General features: G+C 40.3%; 22 protein-coding genes and 1 pseudogene. 11 read left to right on the forward strand and 12 right to left on the reverse strand.

From position 1 onward, the window contains the following. Positions 1–114: 114 nt before the first annotated feature. Positions 115–951, forward strand: a complete 837-nt coding sequence (locus FNT16_RS00725) for an HDOD domain-containing protein (protein WP_143869747.1) — start codon at positions 115–117, stop codon at positions 949–951. 26 nt (positions 952–977) lie between these two features. Here the strand turns inward: FNT16_RS00725 and argJ are convergent, their stop codons facing one another. Continuing rightward, on the reverse strand, positions 978–2,219 hold the full coding sequence (gene argJ / locus FNT16_RS00730; RefSeq protein WP_143869748.1) for a bifunctional glutamate N-acetyltransferase/amino-acid acetyltransferase ArgJ: 1,242 nt from the start codon (positions 2,217–2,219) through the stop codon (positions 978–980). A gap of 150 nt (positions 2,220–2,369) precedes the next feature. Here argJ and FNT16_RS00735 point away from each other — a divergent pair, with 150 nt between their 5' ends. The 4 genes from FNT16_RS00735 (at position 2,370) to FNT16_RS00750 (ending at position 7,835) form a co-directional block, all read left to right on the forward strand. Continuing rightward, positions 2,370–3,413 (forward strand): LacI family DNA-binding transcriptional regulator, encoded by a 1,044-nt coding sequence (locus tag FNT16_RS00735; protein WP_143869749.1) that lies wholly within the window; start codon positions 2,370–2,372, stop codon positions 3,411–3,413. A 293-nt stretch (positions 3,414–3,706) separates the two neighbouring features. Beyond that, a complete protein-coding gene (locus tag FNT16_RS00740; RefSeq protein WP_143869750.1) occupies positions 3,707–4,930 on the forward strand; it encodes an MFS transporter in 1,224 nt (407 codons plus the stop codon). 18 nt (positions 4,931–4,948) lie between these two features. Then, positions 4,949–6,889: an alpha-amylase family protein gene (locus FNT16_RS00745; protein WP_143869751.1), complete on the forward strand. Its 1,941-nt coding sequence runs from the start codon at positions 4,949–4,951 to the stop codon at positions 6,887–6,889. A gap of 55 nt (positions 6,890–6,944) precedes the next feature. Next, entirely contained in the window at positions 6,945–7,835 is an 891-nt protein-coding gene (locus FNT16_RS00750) for an ROK family protein (RefSeq protein WP_185976646.1), read from the forward strand. Positions 7,836–7,852: 17 nt separating this feature from the next. Here the strand turns inward: FNT16_RS00750 and FNT16_RS00755 are convergent, their stop codons facing one another. Next, positions 7,853–8,986, reverse strand: a complete 1,134-nt coding sequence (locus FNT16_RS00755) for a lactonase family protein (RefSeq protein WP_143869753.1) — start codon at positions 8,984–8,986, stop codon at positions 7,853–7,855. 240 nt (positions 8,987–9,226) lie between these two features. Between FNT16_RS00755 and FNT16_RS00760 the strand changes: the two genes are divergently transcribed. The 3 genes from FNT16_RS00760 to xylA all read left to right on the forward strand — a co-directional run bounded on the left by FNT16_RS00760 (position 9,227) and on the right by xylA (position 12,756). After that, entirely contained in the window at positions 9,227–9,598 is a 372-nt protein-coding gene (locus FNT16_RS00760) for a cytochrome b562 (RefSeq protein ID WP_143869754.1), read from the forward strand. Positions 9,599–9,901: 303 nt separating this feature from the next. Continuing rightward, entirely contained in the window at positions 9,902–11,386 is a 1,485-nt protein-coding gene (locus tag FNT16_RS00765) for a xylulokinase (protein WP_143869755.1), read from the forward strand. 38 nt (positions 11,387–11,424) lie between these two features. After that, positions 11,425–12,756 carry a xylose isomerase gene (gene xylA, locus FNT16_RS00770; protein ID WP_143869756.1) on the forward strand — a complete coding sequence of 444 codons (1,332 nt, stop codon included), beginning with the start codon at positions 11,425–11,427 and terminating at the stop codon, positions 12,754–12,756. A gap of 141 nt (positions 12,757–12,897) precedes the next feature. Here xylA and FNT16_RS00775 read toward each other — a convergent pair. The 4 genes and pseudogenes from FNT16_RS00775 to FNT16_RS00790 form a co-directional block, all read right to left on the reverse strand. Next, positions 12,898–13,129 (reverse strand): annotated as a pseudogene (locus tag FNT16_RS00775) (integrase core domain-containing protein); the annotation flags it as partial. A 91-nt stretch (positions 13,130–13,220) separates the two neighbouring features. Beyond that, a complete protein-coding gene (locus tag FNT16_RS00780; RefSeq protein WP_143869757.1) occupies positions 13,221–13,544 on the reverse strand; it encodes a hypothetical protein in 324 nt (107 codons plus the stop codon). Further along, on the reverse strand, positions 13,544–14,329 hold the full coding sequence (locus tag FNT16_RS20665) for an RHS repeat-associated core domain-containing protein (RefSeq protein WP_246072292.1): 786 nt from the start codon (positions 14,327–14,329) through the stop codon (positions 13,544–13,546). The genes FNT16_RS00780 and FNT16_RS20665 overlap by 1 nt, the downstream gene beginning before the upstream one ends. A 42-nt stretch (positions 14,330–14,371) precedes the next feature. Then, positions 14,372–15,241, reverse strand: a complete 870-nt coding sequence (locus FNT16_RS00790) for a LysR family transcriptional regulator (RefSeq protein ID WP_143869758.1) — start codon at positions 15,239–15,241, stop codon at positions 14,372–14,374. A gap of 113 nt (positions 15,242–15,354) precedes the next feature. On the opposite strand from FNT16_RS00790, the gene FNT16_RS00795 reads away from it, so the two are divergent. Beyond that, positions 15,355–15,861: a lactoylglutathione lyase family protein gene (locus FNT16_RS00795; protein ID WP_143869759.1), complete on the forward strand. Its 507-nt coding sequence runs from the start codon at positions 15,355–15,357 to the stop codon at positions 15,859–15,861. Here FNT16_RS00795 and FNT16_RS00800 read toward each other — a convergent pair. Continuing rightward, complete coding sequence (locus FNT16_RS00800; RefSeq protein WP_143869760.1) at positions 15,858–16,739, reverse strand: LysR family transcriptional regulator; 882 nt, start codon at positions 16,737–16,739, stop codon at positions 15,858–15,860. The genes FNT16_RS00795 and FNT16_RS00800 overlap by 4 nt on opposite strands. A 138-nt stretch (positions 16,740–16,877) precedes the next feature. Between FNT16_RS00800 and FNT16_RS00805 the strand changes: the two genes are divergently transcribed. Further along, a complete protein-coding gene (locus tag FNT16_RS00805) occupies positions 16,878–17,267 on the forward strand; it encodes a DoxX family protein (protein WP_143869761.1) in 390 nt (129 codons plus the stop codon). Between the two features lie 66 nt (positions 17,268–17,333). Further along, positions 17,334–18,152, forward strand: a complete 819-nt coding sequence (locus FNT16_RS00810) for a DODA-type extradiol aromatic ring-opening family dioxygenase (protein WP_221935042.1) — start codon at positions 17,334–17,336, stop codon at positions 18,150–18,152. Between the two features lie 17 nt (positions 18,153–18,169). On the opposite strand, the gene FNT16_RS00815 is transcribed toward FNT16_RS00810, so the two are convergent. The 5 genes from FNT16_RS00815 to FNT16_RS00835 all read right to left on the reverse strand — a co-directional run bounded on the left by FNT16_RS00815 (position 18,170) and on the right by FNT16_RS00835 (position 24,220). Beyond that, positions 18,170–19,006 carry a type 2 periplasmic-binding domain-containing protein gene (locus FNT16_RS00815; RefSeq protein ID WP_143869763.1) on the reverse strand — a complete coding sequence of 279 codons (837 nt, stop codon included), beginning with the start codon at positions 19,004–19,006 and terminating at the stop codon, positions 18,170–18,172. A gap of 57 nt (positions 19,007–19,063) precedes the next feature. After that, complete coding sequence (locus tag FNT16_RS00820; RefSeq protein WP_281281904.1) at positions 19,064–20,410, reverse strand: phosphohexomutase domain-containing protein; 1,347 nt, start codon at positions 20,408–20,410, stop codon at positions 19,064–19,066. Positions 20,411–20,569: 159 nt separating this feature from the next. Next, complete coding sequence (locus FNT16_RS00825; RefSeq protein WP_185976647.1) at positions 20,570–21,418, reverse strand: carbohydrate-binding protein; 849 nt, start codon at positions 21,416–21,418, stop codon at positions 20,570–20,572. Then, a complete protein-coding gene (locus FNT16_RS00830; RefSeq protein ID WP_185976648.1) occupies positions 21,352–21,912 on the reverse strand; it encodes a glycosyl hydrolase in 561 nt (186 codons plus the stop codon). Before FNT16_RS00830 ends, FNT16_RS00825 begins: the two co-directional genes overlap by 67 nt. A gap of 166 nt (positions 21,913–22,078) precedes the next feature. Further along, positions 22,079–24,220 (reverse strand): glycosyl hydrolase, encoded by a 2,142-nt coding sequence (locus tag FNT16_RS00835; protein WP_143869767.1) that lies wholly within the window; start codon positions 24,218–24,220, stop codon positions 22,079–22,081. Positions 24,221–24,371: the final 151 nt, after the last annotated feature.

A 24,371-nucleotide genomic window follows, 5' to 3' on the forward strand; every position in this document is an offset into this window, starting at 1 on the left:
AATGTTAATAAAACCTCAATATTATGTAACGATTTAAGCAAAAATACTCTATAATCTTTGTAAGAATTATCCTCAATTGCACGGATGCCCTGCGAATGATGAGAGAAGGCGAGCATGAAAATAGAAGACTATATTGTCGAAGCAGGTTCGCTCTGCGCCCTACCTGATACCTGTCAGCGCATTCAGGAATTGTTAGAATGTGAAAAGTCGAGTATGGATGATATCGCAGAGGTATTGTCATACGACCCGTTATTAACCAGCCATGTTTTAAAACTAGCAAACAGTGCCCTTTATAATTTTTCCTTTCAAATAGATACAGTCAACAAAGCGGTTAGCGTTTTGGGTATTGACGCTATCTATAATTTGGTTTTAGCCAGTGGTACCACAGAAGCACTCGGAAGATTAGATACCAGTGCAATCGACTTAGACAGGCATTGGCGCAACAGTATTAATGCAGCATTAATTTTTAAACGCTTCGCTAAACAAGCAAAGTTTAAAAATGCAGACAGCTTGTTTGTCGTTGGTTTACTGCATAACGTGGGCGAATTAATCGTTGCACAAGTTATGCCTGACTTAGCGGCTAAATGTCAAAGTTATACCGACAATATTTTACCGCATGATAAACAGCTAGAAATACTCGGATTTACCTATGCCGAATTAGGTTCTTCACTGTTTCAATACTGGAAACTGCCCAAGTTCATGGTTAATCTGACACTCAATCAACATATACCCGGTTATTCGACCGAGCAACAAATGATGCACCTAGCAACCCGCTTGGCGTTACTGAGTACACACCCAGATATGTATGTTCAAGAACAGTTACTAGAAGAAGACGTGATAAAAAAATTGGGATATTCACAAACCGAGATAGATGCAGCAATCGACTGGGCAAACATAGGCGCATTCAGCGTTTTTGCGATTGTAAACCCAGTCAGTAATTCAATTTATTAAGCGCTGCATCCGGTTTTATTAATCTATCAGGTTCTGTAGTCCGCGTTGATGCGGACATACTCATAGCTAAAATCACATGTCCATACGGTAATAGATTCTAAGCCACGATTTAACTTAACGGTTATATCAATCTCTGCTTCATTCATTACATTCTGACCATCAGACTCCTGATAACTCGCAGCACGTCCACCGTTTTCAGCAACTAAAGTGTCACCCAGATATAAAGCAATCGTGTTTGTATCCAAATCCTCTAAACTTTCGCATTCACGTGAAGCATAACCAATTGCCGCTAAAATTCTGCCCAGATTGGGATCAGATGCAAAAAATGCGGTTTTGACAAGCGGGCTTTTACCAATGGCAAAACCAACCGCCTTCGCTTCTTGTCGTGACAAGGCACCCTCAATGGTAATAGACATAAACTTAGTTGCGCCTTCACCATCTCTCACAATTGCCTGCGCCAAGCTTTGTGCAGATTTCAACAAGCTTTGATAAAACGCATCAAAACCTTCGTCTTCTTTAGAAGAAAAAGACACTCCACTTTTCCCACTTGCCATCACAATAAAAGAATCATTGGTCGAAGTATCACCGTCAACTGAAATACAGTTAAAAGACAAATCGCCGATTTCTCGCGTAATTTCATCTAACAAGGGCTGAGCAATACCGGCATCTGTTGCTAAATATCCGAGCATTGTCGCCATATTTGGATGGATCATACCAGCACCTTTAGAAATACCGGTTATCACCACATTTTTACCTGCAATATCTAAGGTTGAAGAAACTGCTTTGGGCGCAACATCAGTTGTCATAATAGCACGCGCAGCATCCGCCCAATTGTCCGCTTTTAAATTCTCTTTCGCCTTTGGTAAAGCAGCCAACAATTTATCCATTGGCAAATGTTCTAAAATAACGCCTGTCGAAAATGGCAAGACAGACTCGGCTGGAATATTAAATAACTCAGCAACAGACAAACAAGTCGAAACAGCATCTTGCATGCCTTTGTCACCTGTTCCTGCATTCGCGCAACCCGTATTAACCACTAAAGCCCGAATTGCTTGCCCATTTTTTAGATGTTTGCGGCATAAAGTAACAGGGGCTGCACAAAAACGGTTTTGGGTAAAAATTCCCGAAACCGTGCAACCTTCTTCCAGCTCAATCAACAAAACATCTTTGCGATTTGTTTTTTTAATTCCACCTTCAGCCCAACCTAAACGAATTCCGTTTACCGGTTGTAATGCAATAGATTCAATGGAGGGTAAGTTAACAGGCATGCGTATCTCAACATTAATTAATTTTAACGGATTTTAGCGGTAGCGACTTTTTGATGCAAAGATAAAACCGATAAAATTTCCTCAGTTGCTTTAAATTTAATCTAAAACCTTTTAGAATGATCGACCAACATTTACAAATTGATACGTTTCGTGAAAAATAACAACAAACCACTTACATTAAAAAAAGTCGCGGAAATATTAAACTGCTCAACCGCTACCATCTCAAATGCATTTAATCGGCCCGACCAGCTGTCTGCGGCGTTAAGGGAAAAAATATTAACTGAATGCAAACGCATTGGTTATCATGGCCCAAACTTAACGGCCCGCTCGTTGCGTAAAGGTGAATCTGGCGTGATCGCCGTATTACTGACAGACTCTTTGGCCTATCATTTCACCGATCCAGTCGCTAATCAGCTACTACAAGGCATTTCTGAAGTATTAGAGAAAAATAACAAACAACTACTTATGCTATCCAGTGCGACCAACGCACAACAAACCAGTGGAATTGAAGCACTGCCAGATGGTTTTATTGTTTATGGCTCGCAAGATCACAACCCACTTTTTGAGCGGGTCGTGCAGCAAGGAAAACCGATCATTACCATTGACTTTGATATCGATGAATACCCGTCTGTTAACATCGATAACCAGCAGGCCGCTTTTGATATTGCTAACCATGTGTTAGAAAAAAAACCTGAATCACCTGCAATATTGGGCTTAAGACTGATACACAGTGACCGCGTATGCCGCATAACCGATGACGAACTCTTTGACGAAAATGAATCAATCTCACGTCGCAGACTAGACGGCTATCTTAAAGCGGCCGAGCAACATAACTACCAGATAAAGTCGAATAGAATCTGGCATGTCCCCAAAAATACATACGAATTGGCAAAACAAGCGGCCCATGAAGCGCTTACCTCACACCCATTGCCCGATTGTTTAATCTGCATGAGTGACAATATTGCGTCAGCCGCGCTAAATATTGCCCGCGAGATGAATATTCGCGTACCTGAACAATTAAAAATAGTTGGATTTGACGATATTCCAGAAGCCTCCAGATTATCTCCCCCACTAACCACTATATGCCAGAAGAGTCGTGAAAAAGGTAAAACCGCCGCGTTAAAATTGATTCAAGGGAAACTCCAAGACAAAACAATCCTCCCGTCACAATTAGTCATCCGCTCTAGCAGTTAGCAATACGAGCGGAAGCTTTTCTATTTAATCGATTTAGTTCAAGCAGTTGTAAACAACAACTGATAAAGCAGGTTAATATTTAACATATTTTTTTCATATTCTACTTTACAAAGCGTAAATTGCTATCTATCATTAACACAACTTAATCGTTTAAGTTAGTTTATTTAACAAGACTAAATTGTGAGCTAAACTGATAAATGATTAACGCGATTAACCCTTAGTGCCTTTGGGTAATGTGTTCAATGGGAAGCTTTACTCGAATGCATTGCCCCTTTTTTACTTTTGGATAACTTATGACAACACCTACACACAACTTAACTTTAATAAAGTGGCTGACATTTATGATGTTTATGATGTTTGCTATGACGACAGATGCTGTTGGGGTTATTATCCCAGTCATCATCGAAGAATTTGATTTAAGCATGACAGCGGCTGGTGCATTTCACTATGCCCCTATGGCGGCCATTGCATTAAGTGGCATTTTATTGGGTTTTTTAGCCGACAAATTAGGCCGTAAAAAAACCATTATTATTGGCTTATGTGTTTTTGCCATTGCTTGTGGCTTATTTGCAATTGGCAACACATTTTCATTCTTCTTATTTCTACTCATCTTATCCGGTTTAGCCATTGGCATATTCAAAACTGGTGCATTGGCTTTAGTTGGTGATATTTCAAGATCCACCGGCGAGCATACACGCACCATGAATGCAGTAGAAGGTTTTTTTGGCGTTGGCGCAATCATAGGCCCGTTTATCGTAACTTACTTATTAACTGCCGGAATATCATGGAAATATCTTTACATTATTGCAGGGGTTATCTGCTCTGCGTTATGTATTATCGCAGCATTGGTGCAATACCCGCACACCCAGAAAAAAGCCGAAGAGCCAATTAACCTAAAGCGCACCATGAAAATGATGAACAATAAATTTGCATTGGGTTTTTCAACGGCAATCGCATTATACGTTGGTACCGAAGCGGCCATCTATGTGTGGATGCCAACTTTATTATCAAAATATGAAGGCTCAGCAGTCTGGCTAGCTACTTATGCCCTGACTATATTTTTTGTACTGCGCGCCAGTGGTCGCTTTTTAGCAGTCTGGATATTGAAAAAAATCAGTTGGGAAGTCGCTATGTTAACCTTTAGCGGTGCGATTTTTATCTGTTACCTATTCAGCATGATATTTGGTTTAGAAGTCGCAGTATATCTACTGCCTTTATCAGGCTTATTTATGTCGATGATCTATCCCACTTTAAATTCTAAAGGCATCAGTTGTTTTCACAAATCAGAGCATGGCGCGGTTGCTGGTGTGATTTTATTTTTTACGGCGGTCGCGGCGTCAGTCGGGCCTTTGGTCATGGGTGCATTTAGTGATTTGATGGGTGGTCATGCAAAATATGGTTTTTACATTGCGACGTTATTTGCAGCATTACTCTTTGTCGGCATGCTTTACAACTGGTTACGCAAACCGGCAGAAGCTATTTTACTTGCACAAGATTACAGTGAATACGAACACTAAAACTAGGCGGATATACCAATGAACCTTACATTAGAATGCAAACGTAGTTTAAATCGCATTTTGTCACGCGTAGATCTGAGTAAACTCAGTAAAAACGACTCGAAAATCTTTCATGAAAGATTAACGCAACACTTTCCGCGTTTATTTGAGCTTCTAGTGACAGTTTATAACGAACGCTATGATATGCACTACCAGTTAGAACAGTTAGTGCAGCAACTCGCAGACAGCTTTAAAGCGCGCCCGGCCGCGCAAAAGAAAAAAGACAAGCAACGCCTAAATAACCCACACTGGCATCAATCAGAAGATATGTTGGGGATGGCTTGTTACGTTGATTTAATTGCGGAAGATTTAGCCGATTTACAAACAAAAATCCCCTACTTTAAAGATTTGGGGATCACCTATTTACATTTAATGCCGCTCTACAAATCACCAGAAGGTGACAGCGACGGGGGTTATGCAGTATCAGATTACCGCTGCGTGAACCCCAAATTAGGTACGGTTCAAGAGCTGAATAACCTTGCTAAAGCGCTTGATAAAGCGGGTATCAGCTTGGTGTTAGATTTTGTATTTAATCATACCTCAGACGAACATGAGTGGGCGCTCAAAGCACGTGCCGGCGATGAAGATTTTGCCGAGTACTATTATTTATTTGAAGATAAATCAATTGTCGACGAATATGAAAAAACACTGCGAGAAATATTCCCACAAGTGCGCAGAGGCAGTTTCACCTACCTTGAAGACAGTAAAAAATGGGTTTGGACGACATTTAACAGTTTCCAGTGGGACTTAAATTATTCGAACCCAACCGTATTTACTGCCATTGTCGGTGAAATGTTATTTTTAGCCAATTTAGGGTGTGATGCCTTGCGTTTAGACGCACTTGCGTTTATCTGGAAAGAAATGGGCACCACATGTGAAAACCAACCGAAAGCACATAAATTAATACAAGCATTTAATGCCTGCTTGCAAATAGCGGCACCTGCGGTTGTGTTTAAATCAGAAGCAATCGTGCACCCCGACGAAGTAGTTAAATACATCGCACCAGAAGAATGCCAACTTTCATACAACCCGTTAACCATGGCGTTAATTTGGAATAGTTTGGCAACACGTAAAACGCGTTTAATTACACAATCATTATCGCACCGCTTTGCCATCAATCCAGATTGCACATGGGTCAATTATGCCCGTTGTCACGACGATATCGGCTGGACATTTGACGATGGTGACGCAGGCATCTTAGGGATCAATGGTTACGACCATCGACTCTTCTTAAACAAATTTTTTACCGGACAGTTTGAAGGTAGCTACGCAACCGGTATGGGATTTCAGTTTAATCCTGAAAATGGTGATTGTCGTGTATGTGGCTCGTTAGCGTCATTGGCTGGTTTAGAGCAAGCTTTAGAGCAACAAGACCCGCACTTGCTAGAAATGTCGATTGGTAGAATACTCTTAATTCACAGCATTTTATTAAGTATCGGTGGCATCCCTCTACTCTATGCCGGCGATGAGTTAGGTATGTTAAATGATTACAGCTTTTTGCAAGACGATCATAAAAAGCATGATTCTCGCTGGGTGAATCGTCCCGCCATTAGCAATGAAGATGTTGTACTAGCTCATACACCCGGCACAGTGCAAAACCGTATCAATCAAGGTATCAGGCACTTAATTAAAATACGTAAAACCCATCCGGTGTTAGGTCGCGCAAAAACGCAAGTTATTCATACCGGTAGTGATCACTTGTTTGGTTATCAGCGCATCCATGAAAATGGCGACAAATTGCTGGTATTGTGTAACTTCAGCGAAAACGAACAAACAGCTCACGCCAGTGTATTTGAACACCTATTACCTGCTTCTCAAGCGTATGACTTAATCAACGATGAAATTATTACGTTTGATTTTAATCTGGGCAAAACACTCACCGCATATCAAGTGAGTTGGTTGTATGTTAAAGCTCAATAAAGAAGAGTAAAGAAGATTAAAGAAGCGTAAAGAAGATTAAAGAAGAGTAAAAGTGATGTCAGAATATTATGCAGCGATTGAAGCCGGCGGCACAAAATTCAACTGTGCCCTGATGAACAGCAATAGAGAAATTATTGAGCTAACACGTATCGCCACCACAACACCACAAGAAACAATATCTCAGGTGTTGGCTTTTTATCGCCCGTTGCAGGCCCTGTACAAGATTAAATCGCTTGGCTTGGCAAGCTTTGGCCCGATGGATTTAAATGCGAATTCAGGCAACTATGGGGGCATAGCGAAAACCCCAAAACCAAGCTGGTCATACACGCCATTATCTCAAAAGCTGAATGCCGAGTTGGGTTTACCGGTTTTTTTTGATACTGATGTAAATGGCGCGATACTGGCTGAGTATCTATGGGGCAAAGCGCAAAACAGCAAAGTAGCAGTTTACGTGACGATAGGGACAGGTGTAGGCGGTGGTATCATTGTGAATGGTCATATTTTAAACGGCTTACATCATCCAGAAATGGGCCATATGTTGCTACCAACAAAAGAGGATAACAACGGCCACTGCCCTTTTCACGGCAATTGTTTAGAGGGGCTAGCGGCTGGGCCTTCAATCCAGAAAACATGGCAAGAAAAAGCTGAGAATCTAGCGGATGATCATCCAGCCTGGCAACAACAAGTAGATCACATCGCGGCTTTTTGCCACAACCTGATTGTCACTTTAGGGCCGGAGAAAATCATTTTAGGGGGTGGTGTATTACAAAAGCCCGGCTTATTAGAAAAAATCGCGCCGCAATGCGAAGAAAAGTTAAACCAATATTTAACTTTACCACAAACCTTAGACGAGATAATTGTCGCCCCGGGATTAGGCGACAAATCGGGATTGTACGGCGCGCTAGCACTCGCCATGGGGCATGGTTCACACCAGATTAACCGTTAACGTGAACGATAAAAAATTTATTTTATGACCCATGGTTGGATAAATTTAGCGGTCGCCAGCGGAATACTAAAATCAGTATGTACTAATAAACCGGTTTTAGTATTTCGTTCAAACACCTCGATATTGCCACTGCGCAAATTGGCAACCAACAAATAGTTTTCTTCTAGATTAAAATTAAAATCTCTCGGCCAGTCGCCTGCTGTACTGATGCTTTGAATCATTTCGACTTTACCGTTAGGCTGCGTTTTGAAAACAGCAATCGAATTTTCACCGCGGTTACTGACATAGACAAAACGTCCGTCACTTGAAAGCCGAATGGCAGCTGAACTTGTTGGTTTATCCGATTGCAAAGTACCCACACGCTGAATCTGTTTAAGGGCGCCCGATTTTAAATCTTGCTGGTAAACAACTAGAGTATTTGACAGCTCATTCAATAAATAGGCAAAGTTACGGGTTGGATGAAAAGCCAAATGTCTAGGACCGTCGCCTGCCTGCAATTTAGCAGCCGTGCTGACTAACCATTCACCATCTTGTTGCTGATACTGTTTAACTTCATCTATACCTAAATCAACGGCATACAAAAACTTTCCATCCGGCGACCACCCCATCCAATGCGGATGAGGCGCTTCTTGTCTTTGATGTACGCTTTTACCACTATTACCACTATGTTTAAAACGCGTTACTTCGGTCAATTTTCGGTTATCTGCATTGTAATCCAGCAACAAAGTATGAGGCGAAACGTAATTCGCTATACTCACCAATCCGCTTTGTTCGTTATAACTAATATGGCAAGGGTAATCGCCTAATCCAGTCAGCGAAGTAACAGCTTGCCAACCATTCTGTTGATTTTGATAGTTAAAAACAAACGCGCCTGAGTTTGCCTCTTCGTTAACGGCAAATAAAGTTCTACCATCTTCAGATAAAGTGATATAAGAGGGGTCTTGTGTGTCAATGACGCGCTTTAAACTATATTGCTGCTTTTCAAATGAGTCTATCTGCAAATGATAAACACCACTTTTATCCGGCTTAGCATCAGCCCCAATAATAAACTGAGCAGATTGCGCATAAACATTGGGTAAAGACAAAACGATCCCGGCAGCTGTTAACAATCGAGTTAAAATAGATTTGTGCGTGCGTACTGTAGATTGCATAAAATTTATATATCCTTTTTACAATTAAACTCAAAATAATGTTATTAAAATTATTATATGTGCAGTGAAATTAACGCATAAAGCGTTTACAAGATCCAACTAAAATCACCCTAACTGAACGAAAATTTGTTTTGTATTTAAAATATTCAAATTTATATTAAACAACTAAAAATCGAAGCTTGCAGTCTTAATTGAGCCAGTTTAAAGTTAGTGAAAATTTACAACTACGGAAAATCAATAATGAAAAATACTATCCTAGTCACGGCTCTATTTGCAGCTTTATCTCTTACGGCATGCAGCAAACCTGAACCTTTACATGACTCAATGGAGTCAATGGAAGATTCTTACAAATCATTGAAAAAAGCAGAAACATTAGAAGATAAAAAGCAGCTGGTAGCTGACTTTGAAAAGTATCTACTCATTGCCAAAGAACAAAAAGTACGCCCAGAAGATCAAAAAACATTTGATGAAGGCATCGAAAAACTGAGCCAAGAAGTACAAGCATTAAAACTGCAATTAGAACAAGGCAATATCGAAAACATTAAACCACAATTAAAAAGACTACATGATTTAGAAGAAGAATATCATGAGTTATTAGGTGTTGAAGAATAATACACATAATTAACAAAAGGGTGGCAGTAACCTACTACCGCCCTTTTACTGTTAACAATAAAAATTGGCATTATCTTCGACCGTCCGTCCCCACACCGCTCATTTGTTCACATAATTGCAAAATCAATCATCATAAATAGTATAAAAACGTCTAGCTTTCACACCTAGCGTAAGATTATCAAATTTCATACAAAAACAATAAAATTTGATACTTGTTGCATTTTTCTCCGACCTCTAAACTGACCTCATTCGTAACAAAGTACTTTACATTTGTTTCACAATTTTAAGGTTCGTTTATAGATTATGTATTTTTTAGGCTTAGATATAGGCAGCTCTTCTAGCAAAGTGTCTGTCTTGGATGCTAAAACAGGCAAAAGCTTGGCATCAACACATTATCCAAAAACCGAATTAGCAATTGATGCGCCACAAGCGGGCTTTGCAGAGCAAGCACCGGACACCTGGTGGTCTTGCATTAAATCAGCCTGTCACGAACTGTTTAGTCGTGACGATATCGATGCACAAAAAATAGAAGCCATCGGTATCTCATATCAAATGCATGGTTTAGTCTGCGTTGATAAAAATCAAAACATTGTTCGCCCTGCCATTATCTGGTGTGACAGCCGCGCGGTTGAAATTGGTCAAAAAGCGTTTGAATCGATCGGTGAAGACACATGTTTGGCCGAACTATTGAACTCACCGGGTAACTTTACGGCATCAAAACTAAAGTGGGTTAAAGACAACCAACCAGAGTTATTTTCACAAATAGACAAAATAATGTTGCCTGGCGACTATATCGCAATGAAATTAACAGGGGAAACAACCACAACCTCTTCCGGTTTAAGTGAAGGCATTTTATGGGACTTCAAAAACGGCGAAATCTCACAAACCCTTTTGTCTCATTATGGTTTCGACGCTTCGTTAATCCCAACATTAGTCCCAAGTTTTGGTATTCAGGGTGAAGTTTGTAAAAACGCCGCCGCAGAATTAGGCATTCGTCAAGGCGTTAAAGTGACCTATCGCGGTGGTGATCAACCCAATAATGCAATGTCATTAAACGTGATGGAACCCGGCGAAGTCGCGGCAACAGCCGGTACATCAGGTGTTATATACGCAGTAACCGACAAAAACGTTTATGACCAACATTCGCGTGTTAATACCTTTCAGCACGTATCCGACACCGCTGAAAATAAAAGAAATGGCGTATTGTTATGTGTAAATGGCACCGGCCGATTATACAGCTGGGTACGTGGCTTACTGAATACACAGGGCGAAAACATCAGTTACCCAACCCTGAATCAATTAGCAGACCAGGTCAATATTGGCTCAGATGGATTAGTAATGCATCCGTTTGGCAATGGCGCAGAGCGCGTTTTACAAAACCAAAATATTGGCGGCCATATGCGCGGTATTGATTTTAACCGCCACCAATTAGGCCACATTGTTCGCTCTGCTCAAGAAGGTATCGTGTTTGCACTGAAATATGGTTTCGACGTACTTAAAGACATGGGCGTCAGCAGCCAAGTGATTAGAGCCGGTAAAGGCAACATGTTCTTAAGCCCAATTTTTGTAGAAGCCTTTGTCAATAGCTGCCAAGCAGACGTTGAATTATACGACACGGATGGCGCAGAAGGTGCAGCTCGCGGTGCGGGATACGGTTTGGGGTATTTTACCAGCCGTGCAGAAATGTTTAACGGATTAACTCTATTAGAACACTTCGCACCAGAGGCGGAAAAAATAGACGCGTACGCACAGGCATACGAAAACTGGAAAAAATATTTAGATTTATAAACAAATCGATTCAGCTATATCAATAACGAGGTGAAGCTATGAGCGTAGTATTAGGTGATAAAGAATTTTTCCCAACAGTTGGAAAAATTGAATTTGAAGGTCGTGATTCAGACAATCCATTTGCATTTAAATGGTACGATGAAAACCGTGTAGTTGCTGGTAAAACCATGAAAGAATGGTTACGTTTTTCAGGTTGTTACTGGCACACATTTTGTGGACAAGGCCACGACCCGTTTGGCCCAGGCCCACAACGTTTTGCATGGAACAACTATGCGGACGCAAAAGGCCGTGCAACAGCTAAAATGGATGCCGCTTTTGAGTTTTTCACAAAGATGGGCTTAGGTTATTACTGTTTCCACGACACTGACTTAATTGATGAAGAAGATTCGAGCGTTGAAGAATTCGGTGCTAAATTAGACTTCATCACAGATTACGCAAAAGCCAAACAACAAGCGTCAGGTGTTAAACTGTTATGGGGCACAGCAAACTTATTCTCTAATCCAAGATACATGAATGGTGCGGGTACAAATCCACACTTCCCTACTTTGGCTCGTGCCGGCGCTCAGCTTAAATTAGCAATTGATTCAACCATTAAATTAAATGGCGAGAATTATGTATTCTGGGGTGGCCGTGAAGGTTATATCTCACTGTTAAACACCAACATGAAACAAGAGTTAGATAACTTTGCAGCATGGTTACACACGGCCAAAGATTACGCTCGCAAAAACGGTTTTACCGGTAACTTTTTCATTGAGCCAAAGCCAATGGAACCTACAAAACACCAGTACGACTTTGACACAGCAACCGTTGCCGGCTTTCTAAACAAATATGGTTTGCAAGATGACTTTAAAGTAAATATTGAAGTAAACCACGCAACATTAGCAAACCATACCTTCCAGCACGAATTGCAAGTTGCAGCCGACAACAACATGTTAGGTTCAATTGATGCAAACCGTGGTGACTATCAAAACGCATGGGATACAGACCAATTCCCGAACAACATTAACGAAGCAGTAGAAGCCATGTTAGTGTTTGTTGAAGCTGGCGGTTTACAAGGTGGTGGTGTTAACTTTGACGCTAAAACGCGCCGTGAATCAACAGACATGGAAGACATCTTCTTAGGCCATATTGGTGGTATGGATACATTTGCCCGCGGTTTAATTATTGCAGATGAGATTTTAACAAAATCTAATTATAAAGCGTTACGTGCACAACGTTACGAAACGTTCCAATCTGGCAAAGGCCAACAATTTGCAGAAGGCAAAATGACATTAGAAGAACTGGCTGAAATTGGCACAGCTGTCGGCGAGCCAGAACAAATTTCGGGTAAACAAGAATTGTTCGAAAACATCATTAATCGATATATCTAACGATTCGTCGAGCATCGTTAAAACGAGTTAAACATCTCCATGTGTGTAAGCGCCAGCAAAAGGATCTGCTGGCGTTTTTTTAAATTCCATAACGATTTAGTATATTCGCGATAATAAAACCTATCTATGTGATCTGATCCGCTAACTCTGGACACTTAAATAGGCATAATTTTTCAATTCAAAATTCTCTGGGCTTAAATAGCCGAGTGAACTATGCCTTCTCGTTTTGTTATAATTATTGTTTCAGTTTTTTTCGGTCCATGATTGGCTCGTACTGAATAGCTTCAACCTTCAGTGAATGGAAGAAACGCTCTGCAATGGCGTTCTCCCAGCAGCAAACTTTGCGGCTCATGCTTTGGGTTAGCTGATGTTTTGCTGGTCATTTTTATACCTTTAAGATTTCGCTAATTGTAAGCTATAAATCTCTACAGTTGTATTAGACCATTACAGTAAATTTTGTTTACTTAAAACCCAAGAACCTTATAAACCCCCTTAGGATTCACCTCAAAACATGCACACATATATTCGCAATAATCTTCAACTGTGTTTACCACAACATCACCAGATTGAAGCTTTTTGCGCATAGATTTATCTGCAACATCTTGAAGATCATAATTAATTTTATCAAATTCATTATCTTTAAAATCAGAGACAAAACTGGCTTGAAGCTCACCATCAAACCGATCTTTAAGATTCAAACTTTCGACTGGAATGGAAAATATTTTTGCAATACGTTTTTTCGCTTGATCAAAAATTTCTTGCTTTGTCACATCATAAAAAGCCATCATCAATCTCCATCGTCACTCTGAAAAGTCGTAGCATTTACCGCTGCGCGACCAATAACCCCCCAGTTATAAAACCCTTCAAAAATAAGTAAGCCTGTTGCTGCCGTACCTAAAGCGACACCTCCGGCAGTCCTGCCCAACTCTCTTAAAGCACGATTTCCCGTCCGACCAGACCAACGACTAAGCTGACCGGTATAAGGATTTAACTTATTTTTGGGAACACCCAACCCTCTTAATTCGGCTGGTGTTTTCGGCATTGTTCCAACACCAAGGGTTGTGGCAAGAGTGCCTAGGACAGCAGTAATATCGAATCGTCTGTCTCTGATTTCATTTGCAAACTGATCGAAGTTAAAATTAACCCCTCCTTCTTGACCATCAGAACCGTGATCTTGCCCCTCTTGTGCATGCAACTGTTCTTCACCATTAGAGCCGTAATTATGGTTGTTATCCGCGCCTTCCAGCATTTCAGCTTCATCGTTGCGCATATTTTCTAATTCGTTATCCATTTCTCTCGTGTCTTGGCATGATTGGTCACAACCAGAAGATGTAACCTCATAATGGTCTGGCCCTATTTGATCCATTTCATATCCACTTGAGTCTGTATATCTTAACGGGTTATTCATCACATATGAATACCGGTTGTAGCTCTGTGAGTTTGTTGGTACTTGAATGAATATATCGGCACTTAGAAAGCGACCCGTTGTTGGATCATAAACACGCCCATTCATATGTATTAGCCCGTTAGCATCCAGCATTTCATGGCCTGTATATCCTCTTGCTGTTGACAAACAACACAAAATTAAATGCTTTACGTTAACAAGCTAAATTGCTCACAACGCGCTTTTAATGTGTTTAATAACAAACTGAATTCGATTGGCAAGGTGGTGTTTTTTATTTAGTGTTAAATACAAGGTTTCATAAACCGGATGTTTTAGTGGCTGAATACAGATTGACTCAGCTTGATTAAAGGCGGCTACGGCATGCGCTGGCAATACGGTAAAACCTAGCCCCCTGCTGACCGGCTCTAGTATCAACCCAATCTGATTCGAAAAACCGCTATGTTTAAACTGCTGAATACTTTGAAACTCACTAAAATTTTCACCGAGTAACAATTTTGCATGATGCGCACCATCTGGGTGATCAATAAATCCAAGATCTAACAATGTTTGCCAGCTTAATGGTTGCGCACTTTTTGGCGTAACCAAAAGTAATGGCTCTTTGCCAATAGCCTGACAATCCAAATTGTCAAAATCTGAAACCTGCGTCATTAAACCAATATCACAGTGATTTTCAGCAACGGCCCGTTCAATATCACCATTTGGCGAAAAACGATATTCAATAAACAACTCTGGGTTGTTTTGCTGAAGCGACAGTAAATCCGGATACAACCTAAGCCCTACACTGCCAGGTGAGCTGACTTTTACGCGCCCTTGATTAAATGGGTCGGTGTTAACCTTGTCGGCTAGATTGTCTAGTGCATTTAATATTGGCTTTGCCTGCTCATACAAGCGCTTGCCTGATTCAGTTAAATAAAATGATTTCCCTTCTCTAACCAACAATGCTGTGCCTAATGCTTCTTCAAGCTTTTTAATATGCTGGCTGACGCCCGATTGCGTCATATAAAGCTTTTCGGCCGTGCGTGTAAAGTGTTGCTCTTTTACTAAAGTACAAAAACTTTTCAGAAAAACCGGATTTACCATTACATAAAATTCTTATTTTTATAAATTTTAATAATTTTATATTATCACTTATCTTCTGTAATCTCACTGCTGTCATCGTTAAAAACTAACGTGCCTTCATAGAGGAGAATATAATGAGTACAGTTTATCCAAGAAATTTTTCGCATATTGGTATCTCAGTGCCCGACCTAGAAAAAGCAGTTGAGTTTTATACTCAGGTATTAGGCTGGTACTTAATTATGAAACCCACAGAAATTACTGAAGACACCAGTGCCATTGGTGTTATGTGTACCGACGTGTTTGGTGCCGGTTGGGAAAAATTTAGAATAGCGCATTTGTCTACTGGCGACAGAATTGGTGTAGAACTATTTGAATTTAAAAACCAAACCAACCCAGAAGATAACTTTGAATATTGGAAAACCGGTATTTTTCATTTCTGTGTGCAAGATCCCGATGTAGAAGGTTTGGCCGAGCGTATTGTAGCTGCTGGCGGTAAAAAACGTATGCCAGAGCCTAGGTATTATTACCCTGGGGAAAAGCCGTACCGCATGATTTATATGGAAGACCCATTCGGCAATATTTTAGAAATATACAGCCACAGCTATGAGCTTATCTATAGCGCAGGCGCATACGGTGGTTAATCGTTAAAATAAGCCACTAAAAAGTCGATAAAAACACGCACCCTGACAGGTAAATATTGTGTTGCTGGATAACAAGCATAGGCATTTCTTGAACCGACAGAGTAGTCTTTTAAAACATGTACTAGCTTGTTATCTTTTAAATCTTGGTCACAAATAAAATTAGGGCTTATGGTTATACCTTTGCCATTAATGGCTAATTGATTCAAAAAGTCGCCATTGTTGGCAACAAACGCATTTTGCATACGAACACTGTGAGCTTGCCCTTGTTGGTCAGTTAAATTTAGATTTTGTGTCGCCAATGTATACTTTAATAATTTATGCTGCATTAAATCATCAGGCGATTTGGGCTCACCGTGTTTTTTTAAATACTGCGGACTGGCAACCAGCTTTAGTTCTACCGGAAATAATTTTCTGGCACGCATGCTAGAGTCTTTAAGCTCGCCAATACGCACCGCCAAATCAAACCCTTGCGCGACTAAATCTACAAAGTGGTCCGCCAGTTCCAACTCAACTTTTATTTTTGGATATAACTGATTAAATTCAGAAATTAAATCCGGAAAAAACTTCAATCCAAAAGACAAAGGCACTGAGATCCTCAATGTGCCGGTTACAGATACCTGCTCTTGAGTAATCAAGCTTTGTAACTCTTCCGTTGCATCAAGTAAGCGTGTGGCATGTTCATAACAACGCATACCGGCTTCGGTTAAACTCGATTTTCGTGTGGTACGGTTAATTAGCTTTGTGCCTAACCTTGCTTCTAAATCACTTAATCTTCTGCTGACAGCCGATTTAGCAATGCCGCTTTGTTCGGCAACTTTGCCAATTCCACCCGCTTCAACAATACGTACAAAGTTTTCCAGTTCTTCTAATTGTCCCATTGTAATCTCTCTTTTATTGTTCCGATTTTAAGAACAGTTATTTCAAATAATAGAGGTTTATTCCACCATCAGCAACAGATAATATTTCAACCGTTGACACATCAACAACTCACTTAAATAAACGAAATGGAGAATATTATGCAATCTTTAAATCAATTCGCTGCACCTTTGGGCCGTGTTCTTTTATCCGCAATTTTTATTTTATCAGGTATTAGTAAAATATCTGGATACGAACAAACACAAGGCTACATGGAAATGTTTGGACTGAGTGGCGCACTACTCCCCTTGGTTATCGCATTAGAGGTTATCGGCGGTTTAGCTGTTCTACTAGGCTGGAAAATAAAATGGGTTGCGCCAGCATTAGCTGGATTCACACTGGTTGCCGCCATTGTTTTTCACGCCGATTTTAGTGACCAAATGCAAATGATTATGTTTATGAAAAATTTATCCATTGCGGGTGCATTAATTTTTATGTTTGCAAGTGGTGCGGGTCGTTTTTCACTTGATAATAAAAGCACTAAAGTTTAATGATTAAATCTTTATCATTTAATTAAAACTGAACCCTTAGTCAATGTTAACCAAGCGAGCATGATTTTGAATACATTAAACGCCAATCAAAACAAGCAGCAAGGCGTTTTATTTGTTTCCCATGGCGGTGGTCCCCTGCCGCTGCTGGGACACCCCAGCCATTGGGATATGTTAGATACATTCAGACAAATAAAACAACAGCTGACGAAACCCAAAAATATTTTATTGCTGAGTGCACATTGGGAGTCAGATTGTTTTGAAATTCAAAACAATGAAAATCCCGCGTTAATTTACGATTATTCTGGTTTTGCCGACGAGGCTTATCAAATTAGCTACCCAGCAGCAGGCGATACTGAGCTTGCGCAACAAGTTAAATCTCAGTTAGATAAAGCCGGTCTGCCTACTCGCTACAATGCCTCAAGAGGTTATGATCACGGTATGTTTGTACCGCTCAAATTATTATGGCCAGAGGCTGACGTGCCAGTTGTGCAAGTTTCGTTGCAGCAGCATCTAAATCCACAGCAACATATAAAGCTGGGCGAATCACTAAAGGTGCTACGTGAACAAGGTACCTTGATTATTGGCTCTGGCTTTAGTTTTCACAACTTGAATGTATTTATGCGCAATAACAACATGCTCACGCAGCAAGCAGATGCATTCCACCACTGGTTAGACCGAAGAATGAGCAGCAATGACTGGGATTACCAACAAGCGAAGTCAGATTTAATTGACTGGCAGCAAGCGCCTTCGGCACAATTTAATCATCCCAGAGAAGAGCATTTACTGCCTCTACACGTGTGTTTTGGTGCTGCTCAAACACCTGCAGACCAAGTGTTTAGATTTACGTTAAACAATTGGCCAGCTCGCTGTTATTTGTGGCGTTAAGATATCTAAACTCAAATTTAATTATGTACATTTAACCACAACTCTTTGCGTTCAAGTGGTGTTTGCGGCGTTAAATTTGGGTTTGAAATACGAATAACGGTGCGCTGTGAAAGCTGCGCGCGTGCTAATGCATTTTTAATATGTGGCGCTTGATAGAATAATTTATCAAAACTACCATCGGCAATTGCGTTTTCAAGGCCCTGCTCTATTAATTGCTGTAATGCTTTGTTATCCCGGCTCACAAAAAAATACATAGCCATGGGATAAATTAATAATATATTTTCTTCAACGGTTAACCCCAGCGCTTTGCGCTTAATCACTTCATCCCATGGTTCATGCACAGCCAATGGAAAATAGTCGAACCGGCCGCCTTCTAACATATAAAATAAACTTTCTTTTTTGACGGGTGCTACAACAGGTAAACCTGAATTTTTGAGAATGACTGTATCTCCCCAAAATCGCCCTTGCCCCGCGGTAAAAGCTTGTAAATCTTGCAGTGTTTTAACCTTAGAAAACTCAGGCTGTTGCTCAGGTTTAATAATAAAAAGTCGATGTCCTTGTAAACCTTTCATTAAAGGGATCCTGATTGGATAAAGCGTTTCCTCATATTCGGGCTGCGTGCCTGCCCACATAATAGATAGCTCACCCGTTTGTATTCTTTCTACCTGCTGATGTTGGTTAAATATCTGGTCAGATTCTACAATTTTATATGTAGATTCTATATCTGCTTTTTCTATCGCCAGTTGTATCAACTCAACAAAATAACGACTTTTACTATCGCCCACTTTTGTGTGGTGAATCTGCTGGGCATTCGCACCCGCGACCACAAAAAACAAACAAATTAGATATTTCATACTGACCTCTCAACCGGTTACAAAAAATAAACATCCCTGTCAAAAGGGTAAAAACAGTTACTTATCTTCAATTACTGCAGCTAACTCAGCGGTTTTTTGCTTCAATAATTCAGCATCAGCTCGGGTTTCAACATTTAAACGTAATAAGGGCTCAGTGTTTGAAGCGCGTACATTAAAGCGCCAGTTTTCAAACTCCATACTGATGCCATCAATCGTGTCGACTTTAATCGCCTGCTGTTGGTAACATCGGCTAATTTTATCCAGCACATTTTGCACATCCGACACCGTAAAATTACGCTCACCACTGCAAGGAAATTCAGCTTGTTGTTGGGCAACTAATTGCGATAATGAACGGTCAGATTGGGATAAATATTCAACCAATATTAACCAAGGAATATTGCCATTATCGCAGTACGCAAAATCTCTAAAATAGTGATGCGCACTCATTTCTCCGCCATACAAAGCGTCTTTTTCGCGCATGGTTTGTTTTATAAACGCATGCCCTGTTTTACTCACATGCGCCTGACCACCGCTATTTTTAACAACCTCTAATGTATTCCAATATAATCTGGGATCATAAACGATATTTTGTTTTGGCTGCTTCTCAAGCATAGCCGCGGCTAACAAAGCCACCATATAATACCCTTCGACAAAGTTACCGGTTTCATCAAAGAAAAAACAACGATCAAAGTCGCCATCCCAAGCAATCCCTAGGTTCGCTTTGTGATCAATTACCGCTTGCGCTGTAATCTGGCGGTTTTCTGGCAATAATGGATTCGGCACACCTTGTGGAAAATGGCCATTCGCATCATGTTGTAATTTAATAAATTCAAAAGGTAATGCATCTTCTAACAAGTCGATGATTGCGCCTGCGCCACCATTACCAGCATTAACAACCACTTTGAGTGGTTTTAATACTTCAATATTGATATACGACAATAAATGCGCTTTGTAATTTTCGGCTATCGAAATATATTCTACATTTCCTTTTTTGCTAACGGTTGGATAAGTGCGCGATTCAGCTAAATATTTGATGTTAGCTAACTGTGTTTCAGTTATTGGCTGCGCATTTTTTTTGACAAATTTCATGCCATTATATTCTTTAGGATTATGGCTGGCGGTAACACAAATTCCGCCGTCTATATCCAGCGTTTGGGCAGCAAAATAGATTTCTTCTGTGCCACACTGTCCAATATGTACTACGTCACAGCCTTGATCATTCAACCCTTTAATCAGTGCTTCGGTTATTTCCGGCCCCGTTAAACGAATATCATGACCCACTGCTACTTTTTTTGCCGCGAGTTCGCTCGCATAGGCGCGCCCTATTTCATAAGCGATTAAAGTATTCAGTTGTTGAGGCACTTTGCCGCGTACGTCGTATGTTTTAAAACAACTGGTTTGCATCATCATTAACTCCAAATTTATCCTATAACCACAAATGTAACCGGTTTTACTTATTTCTGCAAGAACTGATGAGCGCATCCAATCTGGTTACAGATCTTTAATGATATTGGCAAAAATATGAATGCACTGAGATACAAACCAGATGTTAAGGCTTGAATGCTACTCGGGGTTATATGAGAACCAATTAAAGTTCCACCCACCGGTATTTGCTTTAATACCTAAATTATGAGTACCAGCAGACAAATACAAAGTGGTATAAACTGTAGTCCAAGTTTGCCACCCTCCAGTTGCAGGCACGTTAACTGTGCCTAGCACACTGCCGCCTCCAGCTTGCTCTAATTGCAATTGACCACCACTAGGACTAGCAACTCTAAAACCAAAAACATAATTACCACTTTGACTAATTTGTATATTGTTATAAGTCATCCAATCCCATGTATCAATTGACCCCACACTATAACCGCCTGAAGTGTCATTTGTAGAGCCAACAATAACACCATTCATATTTGAGTAGTCTTCAGCCTGAACATAAGTAGCTTGTTGAGGGGGATTTTGTGGAAATTGGTAACCAAGCCATCCAGGCATTTCATTAAGCACCAATACCCTGTCTGACCAATATACCTGCTGAATTTTGCTATTAGTGTTATGTTGAAAGGTTAATTCAGACCACGGCATAAAAAACGTCCATTGAGATTGTTGCGCAAGTAAAGCTGGCATTGGAATATCATCACATTCACTAATCCCTATTGGTTTACCTGCAGCTTTATTTAAAATGGCATTGTATTTCGCAGTTGTGTATCCCTGCCCATCACTCCAATACATATCCATAGTTAACACATCCCAATTGTTATAGCCTGGGTCATAGCTATTCAAGTCATTTGCCATATTACTGAAATCTTGAACATTCCATAACCAAACAATGTTGGTTAAACCTTTTTGGTTTAATAAATAATCGCGAGTGATTTGATACAAGCGTGCAGAACCATTTGAGCCAGGTCTTCCCCCCACCAAAACATACCTTGGTTCATTTCATGTAATGGTCGGAATAACACCTCTACACCAGCATCTTTCATTTGCTGAATATAATAAGCAACATCGTCCATCATTGATTTCCAGTTACTATTTATTGCAGTTCCATCTGTGATTAACTGATTCCATTCCCAATCCGACATAGCACTCAAAACGCCATTTGAGTCCCACTGACAAGGTGATTGTTTGGCTGGATTACAGGCGTGCCACATTAAGTGGATCATTGCCCCGTTATTCCACTCGTTTATTACTTGATTTGTGATGGTTTGACGATGGGCTATTTCATTCGGCTCAAACTGAAAATCAGTGCTATACATACCTGGCCATTGACCCGTGACAGCATTTAAATCACGACTATATTTATTAGGGTCTGAATTGGGTTGCCTATTATGCATTGCCCCAATTGTTTTAGTGCCTTTAATGGAATATAAAAAATCTAAAGTTTCCAACGCATAACTGTTCGCCGACATCATCAGCGCGCTTGAAACAAGTCCTGCTTGAACGAACTTATAAAAGTTAGTAAGTCTAGTTTTTGTGTAGTGCATAAGTGTACCTTTTATAGGCCGAGTAAAATACCGGTTACATAAATTAATTGTGTGCAATTGTATGTAACCGGTGGAGTAAAAACTAATTGATATTTTAATCCTTTGATAAAATGATGTTATCTATTTGAAAGACAGCACCTTTTTGGTTTGCTCCCCATTGAGGAAAAACAACCAATGGTGAATTTACCGAGTCTAATTGTAACGGACTGCCGTTATTCTCTAGAGCAAGCAAATCGTCTATTTTAAAGGTGTAGTGCTGCCACATACCAACCGATGGCATGACCCCTTCAACACTTGCATCTAATCGAACATCACCCGTACCACATGGCCAGCCACAATCCATTTTCATAAACCAGTTACCGTCTATACCTTCGGGCTCTGTAACAACCAGCAAATCAAACGATAACGTCCCACCAGTATAAGCACTAAAGTCTAAAGGAGACAAAGAACTAAACTCACTAACCACTTCAATGCCGACATACTCATGCTGAATAACTTTGCCATATTGAGCATCTTCAGCATCTACCACAGTTTCAGTGATTGCAGCAACAGACTTTTCAGGTAATTTCCAATCTGTTATGTCATCCGCAAAAATTATCGTATCTGCAATGGGGGCTTCAGGCGCAGGATTAACTACAATGTTGTCAATTCTAAACACAGTATCTTTCTGATTAGCGCCCCACTCTGGGAAAATTACTAAAGGAGAAGAAACTGAATCAATTTGTAATGGATTACCGTTATTTTCTAACGCTATTAAATCATCAATATTAAAAGTATAGTGTTGCCACTGGCCAACAGTCGGCGCAACACCTTCAACACTAGAAGTTAACGGCACGTCACCAGTACCGCAAGGCCAGCCACAATCTATTTTCATAAACCAGTTACCATCAATTGCAGTTGGCTCGTTTACTACTTTTAAATCGAATTCAAGTGTTCCACCAACATATCCAGACAAATCAACAGCGGTATCTGAACGAAATTCACTAACTGTTTCAATACCAACATAAGTGTGCTCAACAACATTGCCATAATTTTCGTCTTCAATTACAACAGCTTCAGTAATATTGGCATTTGTAGAAGGTAGCTTCCAATTGGTCAACTCTTCATTAAATATTACCAGAGGTTCAACTGTTTGCGCGCCTGAAGATGGGACTTCGTATACGGTCTTGTTTCCATCCGTCCACCCTGGCATGTCGTCCAGTTTGACAACATTATCTGCATTATAAAGCTCACGGATGTTTGCCTTAGAATTATGCTCAAACGTTAACTCAGCCCAACTCATGACAAAAGCCCATAAAGGCTGTTCTAACAATAACTCCGGCGATGGGAGTGTTTGTACCTCACCTAATGCAATAGGCTTATTTCCAGCTTTGGCAACTAATGCGTCATACTTCTCTTGGGTAAAACCTTTACCGTCAGTACCATACATGTCTAGCGATAAAATATCCCAATACTCATCACCCGGATCATAAGAATTTAAATCGTCAGCCAAAGTTGCAAAGTCTTGTACATTCCAAACAAATGTTAAGTTTGTAAGGTCTTTATCATCAACCAAATAATCATGAGTTAATCGATAAAGCTCTGCTGTGTATTCTTGTTTGCCCGAGGTTTTTGAAGACCACCAAAAGATAGTTTGATTCATCTCATGGAAAGGACGAAACATTACACGAACGCCCTTTTTATTTAAATAATCTAAATAAAAAGCCATGTTGTCTAAGCGTGCTTTCCATGTGTTGTTTAGCTCAGTACCATTCGTTAATAAATCTAACCACTCTTGCTCAGTCAGCTCATAATGCATACCAGCGGTATTCCAGCCACAGGTTTCGGCAGTTGTTGGAGGACACACATGCATCATTATGTTAACTAACATACCTTGCTTCCAACGTTTTTCGGCTTCATAGATCATAGACCAACGATTAGCAACATCGTCTTCTGAAAACAAGAAGTCGCCGCTCCACAACCCCGGCCAAACGCCAGTTGTTTTTGCAACTTCTTCAGTCCACATGTCTGGATCACTATTAGGCTCTCTATTGTGAACCCCTACAACTGTTTTTTGACCCTTAATTGAGTTCAAGTAGTTAAGCATAACTGGTTCTAGCAAACGGTTGTCTTCAAGCTCCGTAGGCCCATCGCTTGAAACTTCTGGTGTATAAGTAACAACAGGCTCTTCGTTGCCACAGCCAACCAAAGCTAGTGTAATCGCGGCAGCTACAGCTGCTCGTTGTGTAATATTCATTCATTGACTCCAAAATAAAGCAAAAATAAAAAGCTAGTAAGTCGCACTAAAATGCTTACGGACGCCTCATCATGCTGACTTGACAAAAACAATAGCAAAACAGGTAACGCGTTACAAATGGTAAATTTAATTATTTACAAAAAAATTACTT

It is taken from the genome of Catenovulum sediminis (assembly GCF_007289895.1).
GTDB classification, from domain to species: Bacteria; Pseudomonadota; Gammaproteobacteria; order Enterobacterales; family Alteromonadaceae; genus Catenovulum; species Catenovulum sediminis.

Excerpts from the sequence above, each read along its gene's own strand:
- FNT16_RS00725 (WP_143869747.1), top strand. The coding sequence starts at position 115 with ATGAAAATAGAAGACTATATTGTCGAAGCAGGTTCGCTCTGCGCCCTA.
- argJ (WP_143869748.1), bottom strand. The coding sequence starts at position 2,219 with ATGCCTGTTAACTTACCCTCCATTGAATCTATTGCATTACAACCGGTA.
- FNT16_RS00740 (WP_143869750.1), top strand. The coding sequence starts at position 3,707 with ATGACAACACCTACACACAACTTAACTTTAATAAAGTGGCTGACATTT.
- FNT16_RS00745 (WP_143869751.1), top strand. The coding sequence starts at position 4,949 with ATGAACCTTACATTAGAATGCAAACGTAGTTTAAATCGCATTTTGTCA.
- FNT16_RS00750 (WP_185976646.1), top strand. The coding sequence starts at position 6,945 with ATGTCAGAATATTATGCAGCGATTGAAGCCGGCGGCACAAAATTCAAC.
- FNT16_RS00755 (WP_143869753.1), bottom strand. The coding sequence starts at position 8,986 with ATGCAATCTACAGTACGCACGCACAAATCTATTTTAACTCGATTGTTA.
- FNT16_RS00760 (WP_143869754.1), top strand. The coding sequence starts at position 9,227 with ATGAAAAATACTATCCTAGTCACGGCTCTATTTGCAGCTTTATCTCTT.
- FNT16_RS00765 (WP_143869755.1), top strand. The coding sequence starts at position 9,902 with ATGTATTTTTTAGGCTTAGATATAGGCAGCTCTTCTAGCAAAGTGTCT.
- xylA (WP_143869756.1), top strand. The coding sequence starts at position 11,425 with ATGAGCGTAGTATTAGGTGATAAAGAATTTTTCCCAACAGTTGGAAAA.
- FNT16_RS00780 (WP_143869757.1), bottom strand. The coding sequence starts at position 13,544 with ATGATGGCTTTTTATGATGTGACAAAGCAAGAAATTTTTGATCAAGCG.
- FNT16_RS00790 (WP_143869758.1), bottom strand. The coding sequence starts at position 15,241 with ATGGTAAATCCGGTTTTTCTGAAAAGTTTTTGTACTTTAGTAAAAGAG.
- FNT16_RS00795 (WP_143869759.1), top strand. The coding sequence starts at position 15,355 with ATGAGTACAGTTTATCCAAGAAATTTTTCGCATATTGGTATCTCAGTG.
- FNT16_RS00800 (WP_143869760.1), bottom strand. The coding sequence starts at position 16,739 with ATGGGACAATTAGAAGAACTGGAAAACTTTGTACGTATTGTTGAAGCG.
- FNT16_RS00805 (WP_143869761.1), top strand. The coding sequence starts at position 16,878 with ATGCAATCTTTAAATCAATTCGCTGCACCTTTGGGCCGTGTTCTTTTA.
- FNT16_RS00815 (WP_143869763.1), bottom strand. The coding sequence starts at position 19,006 with ATGAAATATCTAATTTGTTTGTTTTTTGTGGTCGCGGGTGCGAATGCC.
- FNT16_RS00820 (WP_281281904.1), bottom strand. The coding sequence starts at position 20,410 with ATGCAAACCAGTTGTTTTAAAACATACGACGTACGCGGCAAAGTGCCT.
- FNT16_RS00830 (WP_185976648.1), bottom strand. The coding sequence starts at position 21,912 with ATGATGTCGGCGAACAGTTATGCGTTGGAAACTTTAGATTTTTTATAT.
- FNT16_RS00835 (WP_143869767.1), bottom strand. The coding sequence starts at position 24,220 with ATGAATATTACACAACGAGCAGCTGTAGCTGCCGCGATTACACTAGCT.